Raw genomic sequence first — 17,832 nt, forward strand, 5'->3', positions numbered from 1 at the left:
TACAGGTCATGAACGACGATACCAGCTCGAAGTTGCCGGACCCGGACCAGGCGCATTTACAGGCCTTGTCGGCGTTGGTCGACAACGAGCTTTCCGCCGCCGAGCAGGCGGCAGTCATCGAACGGTTGGCGAGCGACCCGCAGGATAGCGCGCGGGTTGCCGACTACCGGGCACAAAATGCCGCATTAAAAGCCTTGTTTGCGACGCCGCAAGACAACGTCCGCTGCATTTTCCTGCCGCGGCGGACGCCGTGGTGGCGCAGTACCGGAACGGCCGCCGGTTGGCTGGCCGCGGGCTTGCTATGCGGGGTGGCGGCCGGCTGGCTGGGACCGCATTTCTCTAACGAGCAGCCGGCGTTCGCCAAACGTGCGGACATTGCCTACGCTGTCTATGCGCCGGAGCAACGCCATCCGGTCGAAGTTGCCGCGGCCGAAGAAGAACACCTGATCAGCTGGTTGTCGAAACGTCTCGATCGTCCGCTGAAAACGCCATCGCTCCAGGAATACGGTTATACGCTGGTTGGAGGACGGTTGTTGCCCGGTGAAACAGGGCCGGCGGCACAGTTCATGTATCAGAACGGCAAGGGCGAACGGCTGACCCTGTACGTTACCGCAACAGCCAAAGAAACCACAGCGTTCCGGCTACTCAACGACGGTAAGCGCAGTACCTTCTACTGGGTAAATCAGGGCATGGGATATGCGCTGTCCGGCCAGACATCGGTGGCGCAATTGCGCACCATGGCGATCGATGTCTGCAGCGCGTTGGGTGGGCATCCGGAGGCATGGCGCTGACCATTCTCGTGTTGTCGCCCCAAAACTTTCGCGTGGCGAAATTCTCCTCCAACCGAAAATAAACACGGTGCTGGAATAGTGGCGCCCGCTTATTCGTTTACCTATTACAAGTGAACCTGCCGTCAAATAGTGCACAGCAGCGGCAGCCACCTGTGAGGCCAACCGATGTTGCCTTGCGCCCAATATGCGCGCGTCCTTACGTCGGACTTACATTGAGGACGACATCATGTACAACGAAATTCCTTTGATAGCACTGGTACTGGCGCTCTCTGCCTGTACTACCGGCAGCCAGGGCACATCGGGTTACGCCGCCAAACCGGCTTGCCAGAAGGTGACGACCCAGGCTGAAATTAACGGACAGGTACAGCCGGTCACCGGCATTGCCTGCAAGCAAAGCGACGATACGTGGCAATTGATGCAGAATACCGAGCGCGAGTACTACGGCTACCCATACGCCTATTACGATCCCTGGTACTGGGGGCCGTTCGGCTTCAGTTCGCAGATAGTCTTCGTCGACCGGGACCGCGACCATCATCACCATCACTTTAACCATGCTTCGATGCAGCATCAAGGCTTTGCCAGAAGCAGCGTATCTAGCAGCATGTCTCATGGCGGCGGGATGATGCATCGCTAAGCTTGGCGAATTGACCTTTCCAGAGAGGTGGAATGCCACTATATTGAAAACAACAACCAATAATTTCCATCCACCTCATTCCGGCGGAGGATTGTCATGTCAGTTTCCACTACACTGGAGGACTGCCTGCGCAGCAAAGGCAGCCACTACAATATCTTGCATCATCCGCACAGCCACGCCAGCAGCGAAACCGCAGAGGTAGCGCATATTCCGGGCGATCGTCTGGCCAAGACGATCGTCCTGGAAGATGCCCAAGGCTATGTGGCGGCGGTGCTGCCGTCAACCTATCACTTGCAATTGTCAGAGCTATGGGACCAGACCGGGCGCCGCCTGGTATTGGCCGACGAAGCCGAATTGCGGGAGCTGTTCAAGGATTGCGATGTAGGAGCGCTGCATCCGGTATGCACCGCCTACGGCCTGCGAACCTATCTCGATGAGAGCCTGCTGCATCAGCCGGAAATCTACTTCGAGGCAGGCGATCACGAAGCCGTGATCCAGATGCGCAGGGAACAATTCCTCGATCTCATGGATCAGGCTGAAAGAGGCAGGTTCTCGTACCGGATATAAGGTGCTGCGAGGTCAGCCTGATGGTGTTGATTGCAGTGAGCGGTTTGCAGTGAACGGGCTGCAGTGAGTCCCCTGCGGATGTTGCATGCTGCTCACAATCCTGGCAAGGAGCGGCGCGAGATGCAACTGATCACGGTAACAATCGATAAGCCGGAAACAACGAACTTCATCTTTGGCCAGGCCCACTTCATCAAAACCGTGGAGGATCTTCACGAAGCTTTGGTGGCTGCCGTGCCAGGCATCCGCTTCGGCCTGGCTTTTTGCGAAGCCTCCGGTAAATGCCTGGTGCGCTGGTCTGGCACCGATCCCGCCATGCTTGAGCTTGCCAAAAAGAACGCGCAAGCGATTGCTGCCGGCCATTGCTTCATCATTTTCCTGGGCGATGGCTTCTATCCGCTTAACGTCTTGAACACAGTCAAGATGGTGCCCGAGGTATGCCGGATTTTTTGTGCAACGGCCAATCCAAGCGAGGTGATTCTTGCTGAAACCGAGCAGGGACGCGCCGTGCTGGGCGTGGTGGACGGCCTTCCGACCAAAGGCGTTGAAGGCGACGACGACATCAAATGGCGCAAGGATTTGTTGCGGCAAATCGGCTACAAGCTGTGAACGCTCGCGTAGTAGTGTAAGCAATTCATCGGTCGTGAAAAGGGTTGTAAAAGTAAAAAGCCGCCAACGCTAAAGTTTGCTAAACTCAACTGGACATCACCAAGCGCAAGGGAGCGGGTATGAGCCAGTGCAAGCCTCTGACGTTGCATGTTCCGGAGCCGAGCGGACGGCCCGGCCACGAAACCGATTTCTCCTACCTGCATCTGGCGGCGGCCGGCACAGTACGCCGGCCGCCGCTGGAAGTGCTGCCGTCCGATACCAGTGATCTCGCCTATGCCCTGGTGCGTGTGCTGGATGACGACGGCAATGCCGTCGGCCCCTGGGCAGCAGAAATAGATCGCGAATTGCTGCGCCGCGGAATGCGCGCCATGATGAAGACGCGGATTTTCGATGCCCGCATGGTGATCGCGCAGCGCCAGAAAAAAATGTCCTTCTATATGCAAAGCCTGGGCGAGGAAGCCATAGGCACGGCGCATGCGCTGGCGCTGCAGGAGGGCGATATGTGCTTCCCCACCTATCGTCAGCAAAGCCTGCTGATGGCGCGTGACGTACCGCTGGTGGATTTGATTTGCCAGCTGTTGTCGAACCAGCGCGATCCGATGAAAGGGCGGCAGTTGCCGGTGCTGTACTCGGTGCGCGCCGCCGGCTTCTTTTCCATTTCCGGTAATCTTGCAACGCAATTCATTCAGGCGGTCGGCTGGGGCATGGCCTCGGCGATCAAGGGCGACACCAAAATCGCCTCGGCCTGGATTGGCGATGGCTCCACTGCCGAATCCGATTTTCACACCGCGCTCACTTTCGCGCATGTCTACCAGGCACCGGTGATTCTCAATGTAGTCAATAACCAGTGGGCTATCTCCACCTTTCAGACACTCGCCGGCGGCGAGAGCACCACGTTCGCCGCGCGCGGCATCGGCTGCGGCATCGCCTCGCTACGGGTCGACGGCAATGATTTCCTGGCCGTGTACGCCGCCTCGCGCTGGGCTGCCGAACGGGCGCGCGGCAATCTTGGGCCAACCCTGATCGAATGGATCACCTATCGCGCCGGCCCGCATTCGACCTCAGACGATCCGTCCAAGTACCGGCCGGCAGACGACTGGTCGCACTTTCCGCTGGGGGATCCGATTGCCCGTCTCAAGCAACACCTGATCCGGATTGGCGCGTGGTCCGAGCAGGAACACCAGGACACCGAAAAGGAACTGGAGGCGCAAGTGATCGCGGCGCAGAAAGAGGCGGAGCGCTATGGCACCCTGGCCAGCGGCCAGATTCCTAGCCCGGCGACGATGTTCGAGGATGTCTACAAAGACATGCCGGAACATCTGCGGCAGCAGCGCCGGCAACTGGGAGTGTGATAATGGCCGCTCAAAAAGATGTGAAGCCGGGGACAGCCGCTCTGACAACCGCTCTGACAACACCCATGACCATGATCCAGGCGCTGCGTTCGGCGATGGACATCATGCTGGAGCGCGACAACAATGTGGTCATATTCGGCGAGGACGTGGGATTTTTTGGCGGCGTGTTTCGTTGTACGGAAGGTTTGCAAGCGAAGTACGGCCCTTCGCGTGTATTCGACGCCCCGATCTCTGAAGGCGGCATTGTCGGCGCTGCAGTCGGCATGGCGGCCTATGGTTTGCGGCCGGTGGTCGAAATCCAGTTCGCCGACTATTTCTATCCAGCCTCGGACCAGATCGTCTCCGAGGCGGCGCGTTTGCGCTACCGTTCGGCCGGCGAATTCACGGCATCGATGACGATCCGCATGCCCTGCGGCGGCGGTATCTATGGCGGCCAGACCCATAGCCAGAGCCCGGAAGCGTTGTTCACCCATGTCTGCGGCCTGCGCACGGTAATGCCATCCAACCCGTACGACGCCAAGGGCCTGCTGATTGCATCGATCGAGAACGACGATCCGGTGATTTTCCTGGAACCGAAACGCCTGTATAACGGCCCGTTCGACGGCCATCACGACCAGCCGATAGTGCCGTGGTCCAAACATCCGCTGGGGGAGGTACCCGACGGCTATTACACGGTGCCGCTCGAATCTGCGGCGATATACCGTCCCGGCGCCGAGTTGACGGTGCTGACCTATGGCACCATGGTATTCGTGTCGGCAGCTGCGGCGCGCGAGACCGGTATCGACGCCGAGATTATCGATTTGCGCAGCCTGTGGCCGCTCGACCTCGATGCCATCGTCGCCTCGGTCAAGAAGACCGGCCGCTGTGTCGTGGTGCACGAAGCTACCCGCACCAGTGGCTTCGGCGCGGAACTGGCGGCATTGGTGCAGGAGCATTGTTTCTACCATCTGGAAGCGCCGGTCGAACGCGTAACCGGTTGGGATACGCCTTATCCGCACGCTCAGGAGTGGGCTTACTTCCCAGGCCCGGACCGGGTCGGGGCGGCCTTCAAACGCGCGCTGGAGGCACGATGAGTATCCATGTAATCAAAATGCCGGATATCGGCGAGGGGATTGCCGAGGTTGAATTGGTAGCCTGGCGCGTGCAGGTTGGCGAGCGCGTGGTCGAGGACCAGATACTGGCCGACGTGATGACTGACAAGGCTACCGTCGAAATTCCCTCGCCGGTGGTTGGCAAGGTGGAGTCGCTGGGCTGCGAGCCTGGCCAGGTGGTGGCAGTAGGAGGTGAGCTGATACGACTTGAGGTTGAGCAAGCGGAGCATGCCGATGCAGCAATGCCACAGGCGACGGTAACGTCAATGCCAAATCCGGCCGCTGTATTGTCGAAGGAAGCGCCAGCAGCCCAGCTCACGGTTCAAGACACTGGTTCCGTGCGCGTCATGCGGCAAGCTACCAATGCCCCGACTGCATCGCCAGCCGTGCGCCGGCGCGCCCACCAGCTTGGGATTGCGTTGCAAGATGTGCCGGGCAGCGGCGTTGATGGCCGTATCACGCACGAAGATCTCGACGCCTATGTTACGCATGCCAGCCGCGGCAGCAGCCCGCCGGCGGCGAATCTCGACGATAGGCGCGATGCGGAGCGCTATGCCGAACGCCATGGTGAAGAAGCGATACCGGTAATCGGCCTGCGTCGCAAGATCGCTCAAAAAATGCAGGAATCCAAGCGCCGTATCCCGCACTTCACCTACGTTGAAGAATGCGATGTCACAGAAATCGAGGCGCTACGCGCGCATCTGAATGCGAGATGGGGCGGCGAACGCGGCCGTCTGACCCTGCTGCCGCTGCTGATGCGGGCCATGGTGCTGGCGTTGCGCGCGTACCCGCAATGCAACGCCCGTTTCGACGACGATGCAGGCGTGGTCACGCGCTACGGCGCAGTGCATATCGGTATAGCCACCCAAACCGCAGCCGGGTTGATGGTGCCGGTTGTGCATCATGCGGAGGCGCGCGACCTGTGGTCGAATGCAGCTGAAATCACACGCCTGGCCGAGGCTGCACGCGCGGGCAGGGCGGTACGTGCAGAGCTCTCCGGTTCAACCATCACCATTACCAGCCTGGGAGCCTTGGGCGGCCTGGCATCGACACCGGTGATCAACCACCCGGAGGTGGCGATTGTAGGCGTCAACCGGATTATCGAGCGGCCGGTGATTCGTGACAATATCGTAGTGGCGCGCAAGATGATGAATCTGTCGTCCTCGTTCGATCATCGGGTGGTCGACGGCCTGGATGCAGCCGAATTCGTGCAGTCGCTGCGTGCCTATCTTGAAGCGCCGGCCACCTTGTTTGTGGAGTAGAACGGATGCAGCTCCGGCATATTCAGGCTTGCGCGCCTGCCTGAAAATAAACGCCTCAATTGCAGCTAGACATCGGCTGAAAAGGCGATTATCTTGATATGCAGGCACTCCCGCCAAGTTGCATTCCTACTCATAAAAAAAGTGACGCTACGTAAATGGGGCAAGTTGCTGTTGCTGATCAGTTTACTCGGGCTGCTGGCATTCGTGGCTCGACTGGTCAACAGTGAATTGCGCTCATCTCAATGGCAAGCGCGTCATCTGTCCGAACTTGACCGTGAGCTGACATTCAAACTTGAGCCTGGGGCAAGCACGGCGATCCGTTTTCCTAAAACCGGCCCTTACGACGAACGCCTCGGGTATAGCAAGATTCCGGCCTTTACCCAATATCTGGCCCAGCACGATTACCGGATTACGCAACAAGCCCGGATCTCGCCAAAGCTTGCGCAACTCGCGGATAGGGGCCTGTCTCTTGCCTACAGCGAGAAGACGCAAACGGGTCTCGATTTATTTGATTGCGATGATCAATCTCTGTACTCGGAACGTTTCCCGCAGCGCAGTTATAAAGATTTCGATTCGGTGCCGCGCCTGTTGGCCGATACATTGCTCTTTATCGAAGACCGTGACTTGCTCACTACCAGTTATCCGCAGCATAATCCGGCGGTTAACTGGGACCGCTTCGGCAGAGCCATCTTCGATCAGGCGTTGCATGTGTTTGATAAGTCGCGCCAGACACCGGGAGCCAGCACGCTGGCGACGCAGATCGAAAAATATCGTCATTCGCCTGAGGGCCGCACCGCATCGCCGCAGGAAAAACTGCGGCAGATGGCGTCGGCTTCGATCAAGGCCTATCTGGGCGGTGAGAACACGCTTCCTGCACGCCGGCAAATCATGGTGGATTACCTGAATACCGTGCCGCTTGCAGCCAAGCCGGGCTATGGCGAGATCGATGGCCTGGGCGACGGCATGTGGGCTTGGTACGGTCGAGATTTCGCGGAAGTGAACCGGCTTCTGGAAAGCAAAGCGGGTAACAATGCCGATCTGACGCAAGATGATCCCGCTCTGCTAAGGAGCAAGGCCGAGGCATTCAAGCAAGCGCTTTCACTAATGATCGCGCAACGCCGGCCGTCCTATTACCTGCGGGAAGGCGCTGCGGACCTGGAACAGTTGACCGACAGCCATTTGCGAGTGCTGGCGGTGGCGGGAGTTATCCCGGCGGCGCTGCGTGACGCAGCGTTGCCGGTCAAATTGAACCTGCAGCAAAAAACGGTCAGCGCGCCGCCGATATCATTTGTTACGCGTAAAGCGGTGACTGCATTGCGCGCCAATCTTTCTGGTTTGTTGCATGTCAATCACCTTTACGATCTGGACCGTCTCGATCTCACCGCAGCAACCACCTTGAATGGTGAAATGCAACGCGAAGTGACAACCGTGCTGCGCCAGCTCAAACAGCCCGCCAATGCAAAAGCGGCAGAATTATACGGACATAACATGCTCAGCCCGGGCGATGATCCGGGCAAGCTGATTTTCAGTTTTACGCTATTCGAGCAGCGCGGCGGCGCCAATTTATTACGCGTGCAAACCGATAATTTCGATCAGCCGTTCGACATCAACGAGGGCGCCAGGCTCAATCTGGGATCTACCGCCAAGTTGCGCACGTTGATTACCTACCTGGAAATAATCGCCGATCTGCATCAGCGGTACGCCGGCATGACAGCGGACCAGCGGGCCCGGATACAGGTGGAGAAAGAGGACGTGTTGAGCCAGTGGGCGCTGACCTACCTGGCGCGAGCAAAGGACCTGGCTTTGCCGGCGATGCTGGAAGCGGCCATGGAACGCCGTTACTCGGGCAGCCCGGGGGAGGCATTCGTGACCGGTGGCGGGGTGCAGACATTCACGAATTTCGAGTCTGAGGAAAACTATAAGGTGATGACGATACGCGAAGGTTTCCAGCAGTCGGTGAACCTGGTTTTTGTGCGGCTCATGCGCGATATCGTGCGGCATTACAAATTCAAGATGGCTGGCGCCAATGCTGATGCCAGTACCGGTACAACTTCGCTGGACGCTCTGAGTGCAACGAAGCGGCAAGAAATACTATCTCGCTTTGCCGACAAGGAAGGACGCCAGTTCATGGTTCGCTTCTACCGGAAATACCACGGCAAGACGCCGCAGGAGGCGCAGGAGCTGTTGTTGGAAAACATGCATCCGATACCGGCGCGAATGGCCACGGTGTTCCGCAGCATAGAGCCGGACGCGGATCTGCAACATTTTTCTGCCTTCATGCGCAAACAGTTCCCCAAAGACGGTTTGTCGGACGCTAAATTGCAAGCGTTGTACGCGCAGTACGGGCCGGATAAATTTTCGTTGGCCGATCGCGGCTACATCGCGCGCATTCATCCGCTGGAATTGTGGCTGCTCGGATTCATGCATCAGCACCCCGACGCAACATTGACGGAGACGCTCGATGCCAGCCGCGATGTGCGTCAGGATGTCTATGCCTGGCTATTCAAAACCCGCAATAAAAACAAACAAGACAAACGTATCCGGCAAATGCTGGAGCTGGAAGCATTTCTGGAGATCGGCCGCGACTGGCGGCGGCTCGGGTATCCCTTCGAATCCCTTACTCCCTCCTATGCAACCGCGGTTGGCGCTTCGGGCGACAGGCCTGCAGCGCTGGCGGAATTGATGGGGATCATCGTCAATAAGGGCATGCGCTTGCCGCTCCGGAAATTGCAAACCTTGGAGCTGGCGCAAGGAACACCATATGAAACGCACTTTGAGAATAGCGGGCCGGCGGCGGAACGGCTTTTGCCCCAAGAGATAACGGACGTGGTGCAACGTTCGCTGATTGATGTGGTCGAGGGTGGCACTGCCAAGCGTCTCAAGGGCGGCTTGCCGTCACGCCATGCGAACGGCAAGCCGATCGGGGTCGGTGGAAAAACCGGCACCGGCGATCAGCGTTTCGAGGTCTACGCGGCGGGCGGCAGGCTGATTTCCTCGCGCGCAGTGAACCGCTCCGCCACTTTCGTGTTTTTTATCGGCGATCGCTTCTTCGGCACCATGACCGCCTACGTCCATGAGCCCTATGCCGCCAGCTACAAGTTCACAAGCGCGCTCTCGGTACAATTACTCAAGTCGCTGACACCGACCTTGCTGCCCATGATGGAAACGGATGCAAACGACACGTTGTTGACCTGTCGGCATTGATTCCTCTTGAACTTGCTTTGCAAGTGATACTCTACGTCCCGTATTGCATCCTGTATTACATCCCGTATTACATCCCGTATCATGCAGCAGAATCATGCCTTTCAACGATAGAGCAATTCTCATGGCTACTCCATTCCATCCATCCGACCTGAAAAAATCTGCGAAAAACATCACGATGCGGTTCGTCTCGATTTCGTGGCGTGACCTGGCTATCAGCTTCGGCCCGATTGTCTTGCTGGCGATTGTCGCCATCTGGCTGGCAATCTGGTTCATCCATCCGGCGCCGCCAAAGACCATCACGATGACCACCGGTCCCGAGCACAGCAATTTCTGGAATACGGCAGAGAAATACAAGAAGATCTTGGCGCGCAACGGCATCCAGCTCAACATCGTGACTTCGGAAGGATCGCTGGACAATCTGAAGAAAATAAGCGACCCGACGTCTGGTATCGATGTCGCTTTTGTCCAGGGGGGAGTCGCCGGCGACCTGCCCATCGATAAACTGGTGTCGCTAGGGAGTGTTTCCTATGTGCCGGTCTCTGTATTTTATCGTGGCAAGGAAAGAATGGATCGGTTGTCAGAGCTGAGCGGCAAGCGGGTAGCGATCGGCGTGCAGGGCAGCGGTTCGCGAGTGCTGGCATTAACCTTGTTGAAAGCCAACGGCATTGAAGCCGGCGGCAAGGCCGAGTTGCTGGATATCGGCGGCGACGAAGCTGCGCAGGCGCTGACCGATGGCAAGATCGACGCCGCTTTCCTGATGGGCGATTCGGCCTCGCCGCCGACCATGGGCAAGCTGCTGCGCACACCCGGCATCCGTCTTCTCGATTTTGCGCAGGCGAGTGCCTATGCGCGCCGCTTCAGCTATCTGACCGAATTGAAGATTCCAAAAGGTGTGTTCGACCTGGGTAAAAACATTCCCAGCCGTGACATTCGCCTGATTGCCCCGACCGCCGAACTGATCGCCCGCGATGATCTGCATCCGGCACTTTCCGATTTGTTGATCGAGGCCGCCAAGGAAGTCCACAGTGGCGCCAATGTGCTGCAGAATGCCGATGAATTTCCGGCGCCGCTGGCGCATGAATTCCACATCAGCGATGATGCCGCCCGTTACTATAAGTCGGGCAAGAGTTTCTTCTACCGTACCTTGCCGTTCTGGCTTGCCAGCCTGGTCGATCGTACTTTAGTGGTGCTGCTGCCGATTATCTTGTTGCTGATCCCGGGTTTCAAGCTGGTACCGCTGCTCTATGGCTGGCGCATCAAATCGCGCATCTATCGCTGGTACGGCATCTTGATCGCGCTGGAACGTGCAGCTGTCACCGACACCGACACCCCGGAACAACAGGCAGAACTGTTGAAGCGCCTGGATCATATCGAAGAAGCGGTGAACCGGATGAAAATGCCACTGGCTTTTGCCGATCAATTTTACGTATTGCGCGAACACATCGGGTTCGTGCGCATGCGCCTGCTGAATCGTAGCTAAGCGTACTTGAGCGGACTTGGGCTGCAACTGAGCTGCAACTGAGCTGCAACTGACGTGCAACTACAGCAATGCCTTGCAAGCGGCAAAAATATGTAGCACATTACGAGTGGCAATGGCAGGCGCGGGCGCTAAAACATCTTTGTAAATTGCCCTGCGGTATCGGTTATGATTTGACGGATATTCGTTATTCGAGCAGAGGTGAGCCATGAGATTCCCCGTTCCTATCCTTTGTGTATTGCTGTTTGCGCAATCCGCGCCGGTGTGCGCCGCGCTTGGCGCAGCTGTCGGCCCGGCCGTCGGCACAGCTGCTGGCGTGGATCAAGCCCAGGCCCAGGCAGACAGCGCGCGTGCCAAGGCCAGCGCCCGGGTAACCAGCTACAACGGTTATTCGGTGAGTGAAGTGGTAGAGCCTTCAGGTACTACGGTGCGGGAATATATAGGCGCGGATAACGTTGTGTTCGCCGTCAGCTGGCAGGGCCCTAGCATGCCGAACCTGCGGCAATTGCTGGGCAGCTATGCCGATCAATATGTGAGCGCAGCCAGTGCGCCGCATCCGGGGCGACGCGCGGTAGCGATTCAGTCGGATCAGCTGGTATTGCATTCGGGTGGACATATGCGCTCCTTCGCCGGCAGTGCTTATGTACCTGCCTTGCTGCCGCAAGGCGTGACTCCTGACAACATTCGCTGACCGGGGATGACCATGCGCTTCTTGACGTATCTCCTTTGCCTGTTCTGCAGTCTTCTCTTGCTTGCCTGTGGCGGTGGCGGTTCTGACAGCAGTTCAACACCGGCCCCGGCACCGCAACCGCAGCCGCAAGCCACGCAAAATGTCCAGACGCTGGTGCTCGATAGCGGGCCCCTGGCAGCGTCCGGCCAGTCGGTCGGCGCCGTCAATTCACCCTACGTCACGTTGACCATCTGCCAGCCCGGCAGTACGACGCAATGCCAGACCATCGATCACATTCTGGTGGATACCGGATCGAGCGGTTTGCGCATCATGTCTTCTGTCCTGGCCGGCAATATGGCATTGCCGTCGGTGACCAGCGCCAACGGCAACCCCGTGGCTGAGTGCGCACGGTTTGCCGACGGTTATAGCTGGGGCTCGGTGAAACAGGCGGATTTGCGTATCGCCGGCGAGGTTGCCAGCGGCATCTCCGTGCACATCATAGGCGACAGCGCTTTTCCAACCGTGCCTGGCGGCTGTTCCGGCAGCCTGGTGGCGGAAAATACAGTGGCGGCATTTCATGCCAACGGCCTGCTCGGCATCAGTATCTTTACCCAGGATTGCGGCGCGGCCTGCGCCAGTCAGGCGCTGGCAGGCTGGTATTACTCCTGCTCGGGCACGAATTGCAGCGCCACTGCGCTGGCGCTGGGCCGGCAAGTGGGCAACCCGGTAGCGGTTTTCCCTCAGGATAATAACGGCACGCTGATACAGCTGCCGGCAGTGGGCGCCAATGGCGCGTCCGGCGTCACCGGTTCACTGATTTTCGGCATCGGCACGCAAGCCAATAATGCACTGGGCAGCGCCACCATCTATACCTTGAACAGTTCCGGCAACTTGAGCACCTTGTATCAGGGACAGACCACGCCAGCCTTTTTTGACAGCGGGTCGAATGGATTGTTCTTTGCCGATTCGGCTATTCCCAACTGCACCCTGAGTACAGGTTTTTACTGTCCTGCGTCGACGTTGAGCCGGAGTGCGGTGAATACCGGTGTGAACGGCCGCAGTAATAGCGTCAGCTTCAATGTGGCCAATGCGGATTCGCTGTTCCAGGCCAACCGGAATAACACGGCATTCAGCAATCTGGCCGGTACCGAGGCTTTTGCCTCGTTTTTCGACTGGGGGCTGCCGTTCTACTTTGGGCGCTCGGTCTATACCGCGCTTGAAGGCGTATCGGCGGGTGGTACGGTGGGGCCTTACGTTGCTTATTGAACGTATCCGGGCCGGTTGCGACGAGTTGTCGGAAGGGCGCAAACCTACTTGCCTGGTGCGCCCTTTTTTATCTGTCCGCGAGCAGGCCTGTTCCTTAGCGACTTGGTAAATAACGGGATGGGTCGACCGGTTTGCCTTGGCGCCGGATCTCGAAATACAGCTTGACTGAGTTGCTGTCGGATTTGCCCATCTCGGCAATTTTCTGCCCCTTGCCAACCATCTGTCCCTCTTTGACGACGATGGTCTTGTTGTGGGCGTAGATCGATAGCAGATTGCTGTTATGTTTGACGATGACAAGGTTGCCGTAGCCCCGTATGCCGCTGCCGGAGTACATGACCTTGCCGGCGGCGGCGGCCAGCACCGGCTGTCCCGGCTGGCCGAAAATATCTATCCCCTTTTTCCCCTGGCCGAGGCCGCTGGCGGATTGGCCGCTTGCGGGCCAGGCCCAGTCGACCGAATCTTTTTCGTCGCTGGCTGCGCCGGCAGCAGCGGTAGCGGCGTTATTGCCGACGCTGCGCGGCGGCGTGGTCTTGCTGCCGGCGCGAGCGCCTTCGGGCGCGACCCGCAATACTTGATCCACCTTGATGTCATTCGGGTCCGATAGCTTGTTCCAGCTGATGATGTCCCTATTGCTGAGCCGGAACTTGCGTGCAATGCTGGACAGGGTATCGCCCTTTTGCACCGTGTAGTAGCCAGGGCCGCTGGGTTGCGCTGCGCCATTGGTCTCGGAGCCGGACGGCGTGCTGCAGGCGGTGAGGGTGGCCAGCAGGATCAATGCAAGGCCGAATTTTCTCATTCTGTTTGGTTTTTGCGAGCCGGACGCTACGGTTTTCTGGACCAACAATGGCATTCCTCTGATCAATAGACATCATCGCAGGGAGCAAAAATTCTTGTCCACCTGCGTCTTGTTTTGCTCTGGTTAAATAATGACCAGCAACATTGCGCTTGTGCGCATCCTCTGACCTTGTTTGGCTTAACTAGTTGCGTGTCCCGCATTCATTGTGTCGGGACAGTGCATGTGTTGCCATTTTTTCTAGAGGTTTGAGGATATCTCAATTCTGTCGATGAGGTAAATGTCGATGTCGCTCCGTAGAAGCTGGATTGTCTGCCAGTCCTGGAAGGTAACAGCTTTTCTTTTTAGTGTTTATAAGACAATTAATTGTGCCCGTCCAGAGCTTGCCGTTACGTTACATGTAACGTATCAAATGCTGACGGGTAACGTGGTAGGCATGCCGTCTGGATTTGCTTGAAAATTTCCTTAGTCATTGATTTATAAGGAACTATTTATTTCTTTTATGAAAAATGATGGCCTGTGCCGTCCCTTTGTTTGAGGTTTTTCCAGCTGGCATGTTCTTTGCGGAATAGACAAGCAGGAACAGTTGGTTCGAACTTTCACTAAAGGGAAATACATCATGAATACATCGCAAAAAGGCAGCCTGATCGTCGCATCGTTATTGTTGACCAGTTTGTTGGCCGGTTGTGCCAGTGGCGGCGACTTGGGCAAATCACTCGGCTCGGCAGCAGGAAACGGACAGACAGCTGGCGGTGGCGGCGCTGGTACAGGTGGCGGCGCGGGTGGTGGTGGCGACGGTGGAGGTGCGGGCGGCGGCGACGGCGGCGGTAACGGTGGCGGTAATGGCGGTGGTAATGGCGGTGGTAACGGCGGCGGTAATGGTGGTGGCGATAACGGTGGTGGTGGCAACGGCGGCGGCACCGGTGCTGCAAGCAATTTCCTCTCCCACGTTGGTGGCACAGTATCTGGTACAGGTGCCGCACTTAATGGGATAGGCAACACCGTGATCAATAACGTGCCGATCCTGTCTCCGCAGGCAAAAAGCGGCTTGGCCGGAGTGGTTAATAACGGCACAGGCATTGTTTCCAGCTTGGGCGCCGGTATCAGCAACGGATTGGGGCAGCTCGGCACCAATCCGAATGCGCTCGGCACTACACTCGGCAGTACTGGTGATGTAGTCACTGGTGTGGGAAATACTGTAAAGAGCGCGGGGCAACTGGTCTCCGGATTGGGCAGCGGGCCATTGGCCCCGTTGGCCGTCGTGACCACGCCTCTGGGCGATGTGGTGGCAAAGGTCGGCTCTACTGTCGCCGGATTGGGAGCCCCGTTGACTGGCGCCTTGACTAGCGGTCCGGTACAACAAATTACCCAGACCGTAACCCAGGCAATTGTGCCGCTGACCAGCACAGTGACTACCTTGACGCAAACAATCGGCAATACAACCGGGCTGAACCAGCCTGTGAATACCTTGCTGGGGACATTGGGCGGCGGCGTCAATACTTTGGGAGGCGCACTGACTGGCGCCAAGGTGCCTGTGGTCAGCAACCTGGGGCCCGTGGTTAGCGACGTCGGCATTACCGTGGCAGGCCTGGGCACGAATGCCCTGGTCGGTACCGGTCAACCTCTGCTCGGCAACAAGACCGGTGGTTTATTGCAGCCTTTGAATAGTGCTCTCACGGGTGTGCTTGGCGGCGTCGGCGGAACTGCCGGTGGCGGTCCGTTGGCCCCAGTCACCGGTTTGTTGGGTGGTTTGACCGGCGCTGTCGGCGGTGGAGCAGGTTCGGGTAGTGGCCCATTGGCTCCGGTAACCGGCTTGCTGAGTGGTTTGACCAGTGCGGTCGGTGGTGCTGCGGGTGCCGGCGCGGGCGCTAGTCCTCTGGCCCCGGTCACCAACCTGGTAGCAGGCTTGACTGGCGCGGTCGGTGGCACAACAGGATCGGCCGCCAGCCCACTGGCTCCGGTGACTAATCTGGTGTCGGGCCTGACCGGCGGCAAAGGTGCTACAGGCGCCACCGGTGACCCATTGGCTCCTGTCACAGGTTTGCTTGGCGGATTGCTGGGTGGTGTCAAGAAATAATGATTGCGTGTTCTTCAAGGAAGCACTGGCCGTATGCCAGGCTTCCTTGTTTCAATACTGAACGTGCAGCAATCATGAGATGCGGGCAGGCACAACAGATTGAATCGAATCGTCAGCTATCCACAGTTTAACCAGCAACCGCGAGGGCGCGGTATGGAGTCGGTTGAGAAAAAATGCAATGGAAAAGCAAGAAAACAAGGGCTGAAGTCGTGTATTTAATCTTTCAGAGGTGCGATCATGAGAGCGGAACAGATAGTCGATTTGATCGCTTGCGCCAGCCCACAAGCGCAGATACCGGGAAATGATTTGTTGATCGGGATGCTGGCGCGGGAGATTGCGGCGTTGTCGTATAAGCTGACCGAGCAAGAGTTATATCGTTTGATCGCCGTGGGTTCTTTGGTGTATGAACGCGGACGTCGCGGCAGGACGTGAAATCAGGAAATCAAACAGCTAGCGGCTAATGCAAGTCGGCACTGGAGCAAACCCGATTGCGACCTGCGAATTTTGCTGCATACAGCGCTCTGTCGGCAGCCTGGATCAGTTCAAAAGGAATATTCCCATCCCTGACAGGAACGAAGGCATCGACGCCGGCACTGATAGTGACCAAACCGTCAGGGCCGCCAGGATGTTCGATATGCAGGTTGTAGATGGCAAGCCGGATCTTTTCTGCAACCGCGACCGCGCCCGCCAGATTGGTATCCGGTAGCAACACCGCTATCTCTTCACCGCCGTAACGTGTAGCCAGGTCGCCCGGGCGGTTTTTGCAGGCCTTTACGGCGTCGCTGATTTGCCGCAGGCATTCGTCGCCGGCCAGATGTCCGTATATATCATTATATTGTTTGAAGTAATCGACATCGATCATCACCAGCGCGAGTGAATTCCCGGTACGCACGGCACGACTGAATTCGTCACGTAACGCGCTGTCGAACTGGCGCCGGTTGGCGAGGCCGGTCAGGCTGTCTTGCAAGGCCAGCCGCTCGAGATGTTGATTGAGGCTTTTCAGCGATTCCTGGACCCGCAGCAGATCGGCCTCTGCCAGCAAGCGCAACTTGATCTGGTGAATCAGCCGCCAGCCCAGCAGGGCCAGGGCCAGTGTCAGCAGCATGGCGCCGAGCAGATACAGATAGGTGTCGGCACGCCAGCCGGTCAGCACCTCGTCCTTTGAGCGGGCAACGGTGACGAACAGCGGATATTGCTCCAGATGACGATAGGCGATCAGCCGCTCCACGCCATCCTGGCCGGAACGCATGACGGCGGTGCCGACAGCGCTCCTGGAAGCGTAGTCGCGATAGATCGGATAGTCAGACAGGTTTTTGCCGATGGCGTCTTCCAGCATCGGACGCCTTACCAGCATGGTGCCGTCATTCAGGCTAAGAAAAATCGAACCGGCGCGGCCGATATCGAAGCTTTCGTAATAGGTCTTGAAGTAGTCGATGTTGATGGTGCCTAACACCAGGCCGGCAAAACTGCCGTCGGAATGATTGAAGCGTCTGGATACGGTGACGATCCATGCACCGGTGGAGCGGCTGCGTATCGGCGGTCCTATGTATGGTCCGCGGCTGGAGTGAGTGCGGTGATAGCCGAAATACTGCCGGTCAGAGTTGTTGACGAGCGGGATCGGTCCGCTGCGTGCGTTGACTAGCCATAGTCCGCTTTCATCGTAAATAGACAGGTCATTCAACTGCGGCAATTCAGCAATATGCTGGATCAGTAATTTATGCAGGCGCTCCAGCGAGGCGTTACCGGTGCCGTCTGTTTCCAGACGTTCAATCAGGCCTACCAGCACGGTGTCTGCTTCCTTGATGGTGTCGTCGGCATGTTGCGACAAGGCGCGTGCCAGGTTGGAAGTCGCAATTTCGGTTTGCCGCAATGCGATGTCGTGCGCATTCCAGCTGCGCCACACTTCGACCGTCATCAACGAGGCGCAAACCAGCACCACGAAGATGGTTGCAAGAAAGGTGATCGGTAGCGGTTTGAGGCTGACATGCGTCGGCCGATGCGCTATCGCGATGGGAGTGCTCATCGAATCTCCTGACAATAGC

The 17,832-nt window shown here is 57.9% G+C and carries 15 protein-coding genes; 13 read left to right on the plus strand and 2 right to left on the minus strand.

The window, feature by feature from the left end; all coding sequences use genetic code 11:
* Positions 1–8: 8 nt before the first annotated feature.
* The 11 genes from KHU29_RS03290 to KHU29_RS03340 all read left to right on the plus strand — a co-directional run bounded on the left by KHU29_RS03290 (position 9) and on the right by KHU29_RS03340 (position 12,920).
* Positions 9–791 carry an anti-sigma factor family protein gene (locus tag KHU29_RS03290; protein ID WP_211451264.1) on the plus strand — a complete coding sequence of 261 codons (783 nt, stop codon included), beginning with the start codon at positions 9–11 and terminating at the stop codon, positions 789–791.
* A 226-nt stretch (positions 792–1,017) separates the two neighbouring features.
* On the plus strand, positions 1,018–1,425 hold the full coding sequence (locus KHU29_RS03295) for a hypothetical protein (RefSeq protein ID WP_211451265.1): 408 nt from the start codon (positions 1,018–1,020) through the stop codon (positions 1,423–1,425).
* Between the two features lie 96 nt (positions 1,426–1,521).
* The gene (locus KHU29_RS03300; protein WP_211451266.1) at positions 1,522–1,992 is read left to right on the plus strand and encodes an aminoacyl-tRNA deacylase; all 471 of its coding nucleotides are present in this window, start codon (positions 1,522–1,524) and stop codon (positions 1,990–1,992) included.
* 120 nt (positions 1,993–2,112) lie between these two features.
* Positions 2,113–2,598 (plus strand): adenosine-specific kinase, encoded by a 486-nt coding sequence (locus tag KHU29_RS03305; RefSeq protein ID WP_211451267.1) that lies wholly within the window; start codon positions 2,113–2,115, stop codon positions 2,596–2,598.
* Positions 2,599–2,717: 119 nt separating this feature from the next.
* Complete coding sequence (locus tag KHU29_RS03310) at positions 2,718–3,950, plus strand: 3-methyl-2-oxobutanoate dehydrogenase (2-methylpropanoyl-transferring) subunit alpha (protein WP_211451268.1); 1,233 nt, start codon at positions 2,718–2,720, stop codon at positions 3,948–3,950.
* 65 nt (positions 3,951–4,015) lie between these two features.
* On the plus strand, positions 4,016–5,023 hold the full coding sequence (locus tag KHU29_RS03315; RefSeq protein WP_211451391.1) for an alpha-ketoacid dehydrogenase subunit beta: 1,008 nt from the start codon (positions 4,016–4,018) through the stop codon (positions 5,021–5,023).
* Positions 5,020–6,303 (plus strand): dihydrolipoamide acetyltransferase family protein, encoded by a 1,284-nt coding sequence (locus tag KHU29_RS03320; protein WP_211451269.1) that lies wholly within the window; start codon positions 5,020–5,022, stop codon positions 6,301–6,303. The genes KHU29_RS03315 and KHU29_RS03320 overlap by 4 nt, the downstream gene beginning before the upstream one ends.
* Before the next feature lie 141 nt (positions 6,304–6,444).
* Positions 6,445–9,507, plus strand: a complete 3,063-nt coding sequence (locus KHU29_RS03325) for a transglycosylase domain-containing protein (RefSeq protein WP_343216021.1) — start codon at positions 6,445–6,447, stop codon at positions 9,505–9,507.
* Between the two features lie 121 nt (positions 9,508–9,628).
* The gene (locus KHU29_RS03330; protein ID WP_211451270.1) at positions 9,629–10,987 is read left to right on the plus strand and encodes a TAXI family TRAP transporter solute-binding subunit; all 1,359 of its coding nucleotides are present in this window, start codon (positions 9,629–9,631) and stop codon (positions 10,985–10,987) included.
* A gap of 205 nt (positions 10,988–11,192) precedes the next feature.
* Positions 11,193–11,675, plus strand: a complete 483-nt coding sequence (locus tag KHU29_RS03335) for a DUF2844 domain-containing protein (RefSeq protein WP_211451271.1) — start codon at positions 11,193–11,195, stop codon at positions 11,673–11,675.
* A 57-nt stretch (positions 11,676–11,732) separates the two neighbouring features.
* On the plus strand, positions 11,733–12,920 hold the full coding sequence (locus KHU29_RS03340; protein ID WP_211451272.1) for a DUF3443 domain-containing protein: 1,188 nt from the start codon (positions 11,733–11,735) through the stop codon (positions 12,918–12,920).
* 94 nt (positions 12,921–13,014) lie between these two features.
* On the opposite strand, the gene KHU29_RS03345 is transcribed toward KHU29_RS03340, so the two are convergent.
* Positions 13,015–13,716, minus strand: coding sequence for a peptidoglycan DD-metalloendopeptidase family protein (locus KHU29_RS03345; protein ID WP_211451273.1), 702 nt, complete (start codon positions 13,714–13,716; stop codon positions 13,015–13,017).
* Positions 13,717–14,332: 616 nt separating this feature from the next.
* Here KHU29_RS03345 and KHU29_RS03350 point away from each other — a divergent pair.
* Together KHU29_RS03350 and KHU29_RS03355 are read left to right on the plus strand one after the other, a co-directional pair.
* On the plus strand, positions 14,333–15,790 hold the full coding sequence (locus tag KHU29_RS03350) for a collagen-like triple helix repeat-containing protein (protein WP_211451274.1): 1,458 nt from the start codon (positions 14,333–14,335) through the stop codon (positions 15,788–15,790).
* A gap of 237 nt (positions 15,791–16,027) precedes the next feature.
* Positions 16,028–16,222: a hypothetical protein gene (locus tag KHU29_RS03355; protein WP_092415612.1), complete on the plus strand. Its 195-nt coding sequence runs from the start codon at positions 16,028–16,030 to the stop codon at positions 16,220–16,222.
* A gap of 25 nt (positions 16,223–16,247) precedes the next feature.
* Here KHU29_RS03355 and KHU29_RS03360 read toward each other — a convergent pair whose 3' ends face one another.
* Complete coding sequence (locus KHU29_RS03360; protein ID WP_211451275.1) at positions 16,248–17,813, minus strand: sensor domain-containing diguanylate cyclase; 1,566 nt, start codon at positions 17,811–17,813, stop codon at positions 16,248–16,250.
* Positions 17,814–17,832: the final 19 nt, after the last annotated feature.

Origin of the sequence: Collimonas antrihumi, from assembly GCF_018304965.1 — a bacterium.
In the GTDB taxonomy this organism is placed as follows: domain Bacteria; phylum Pseudomonadota; class Gammaproteobacteria; order Burkholderiales; family Burkholderiaceae_D; genus Collimonas; species Collimonas antrihumi.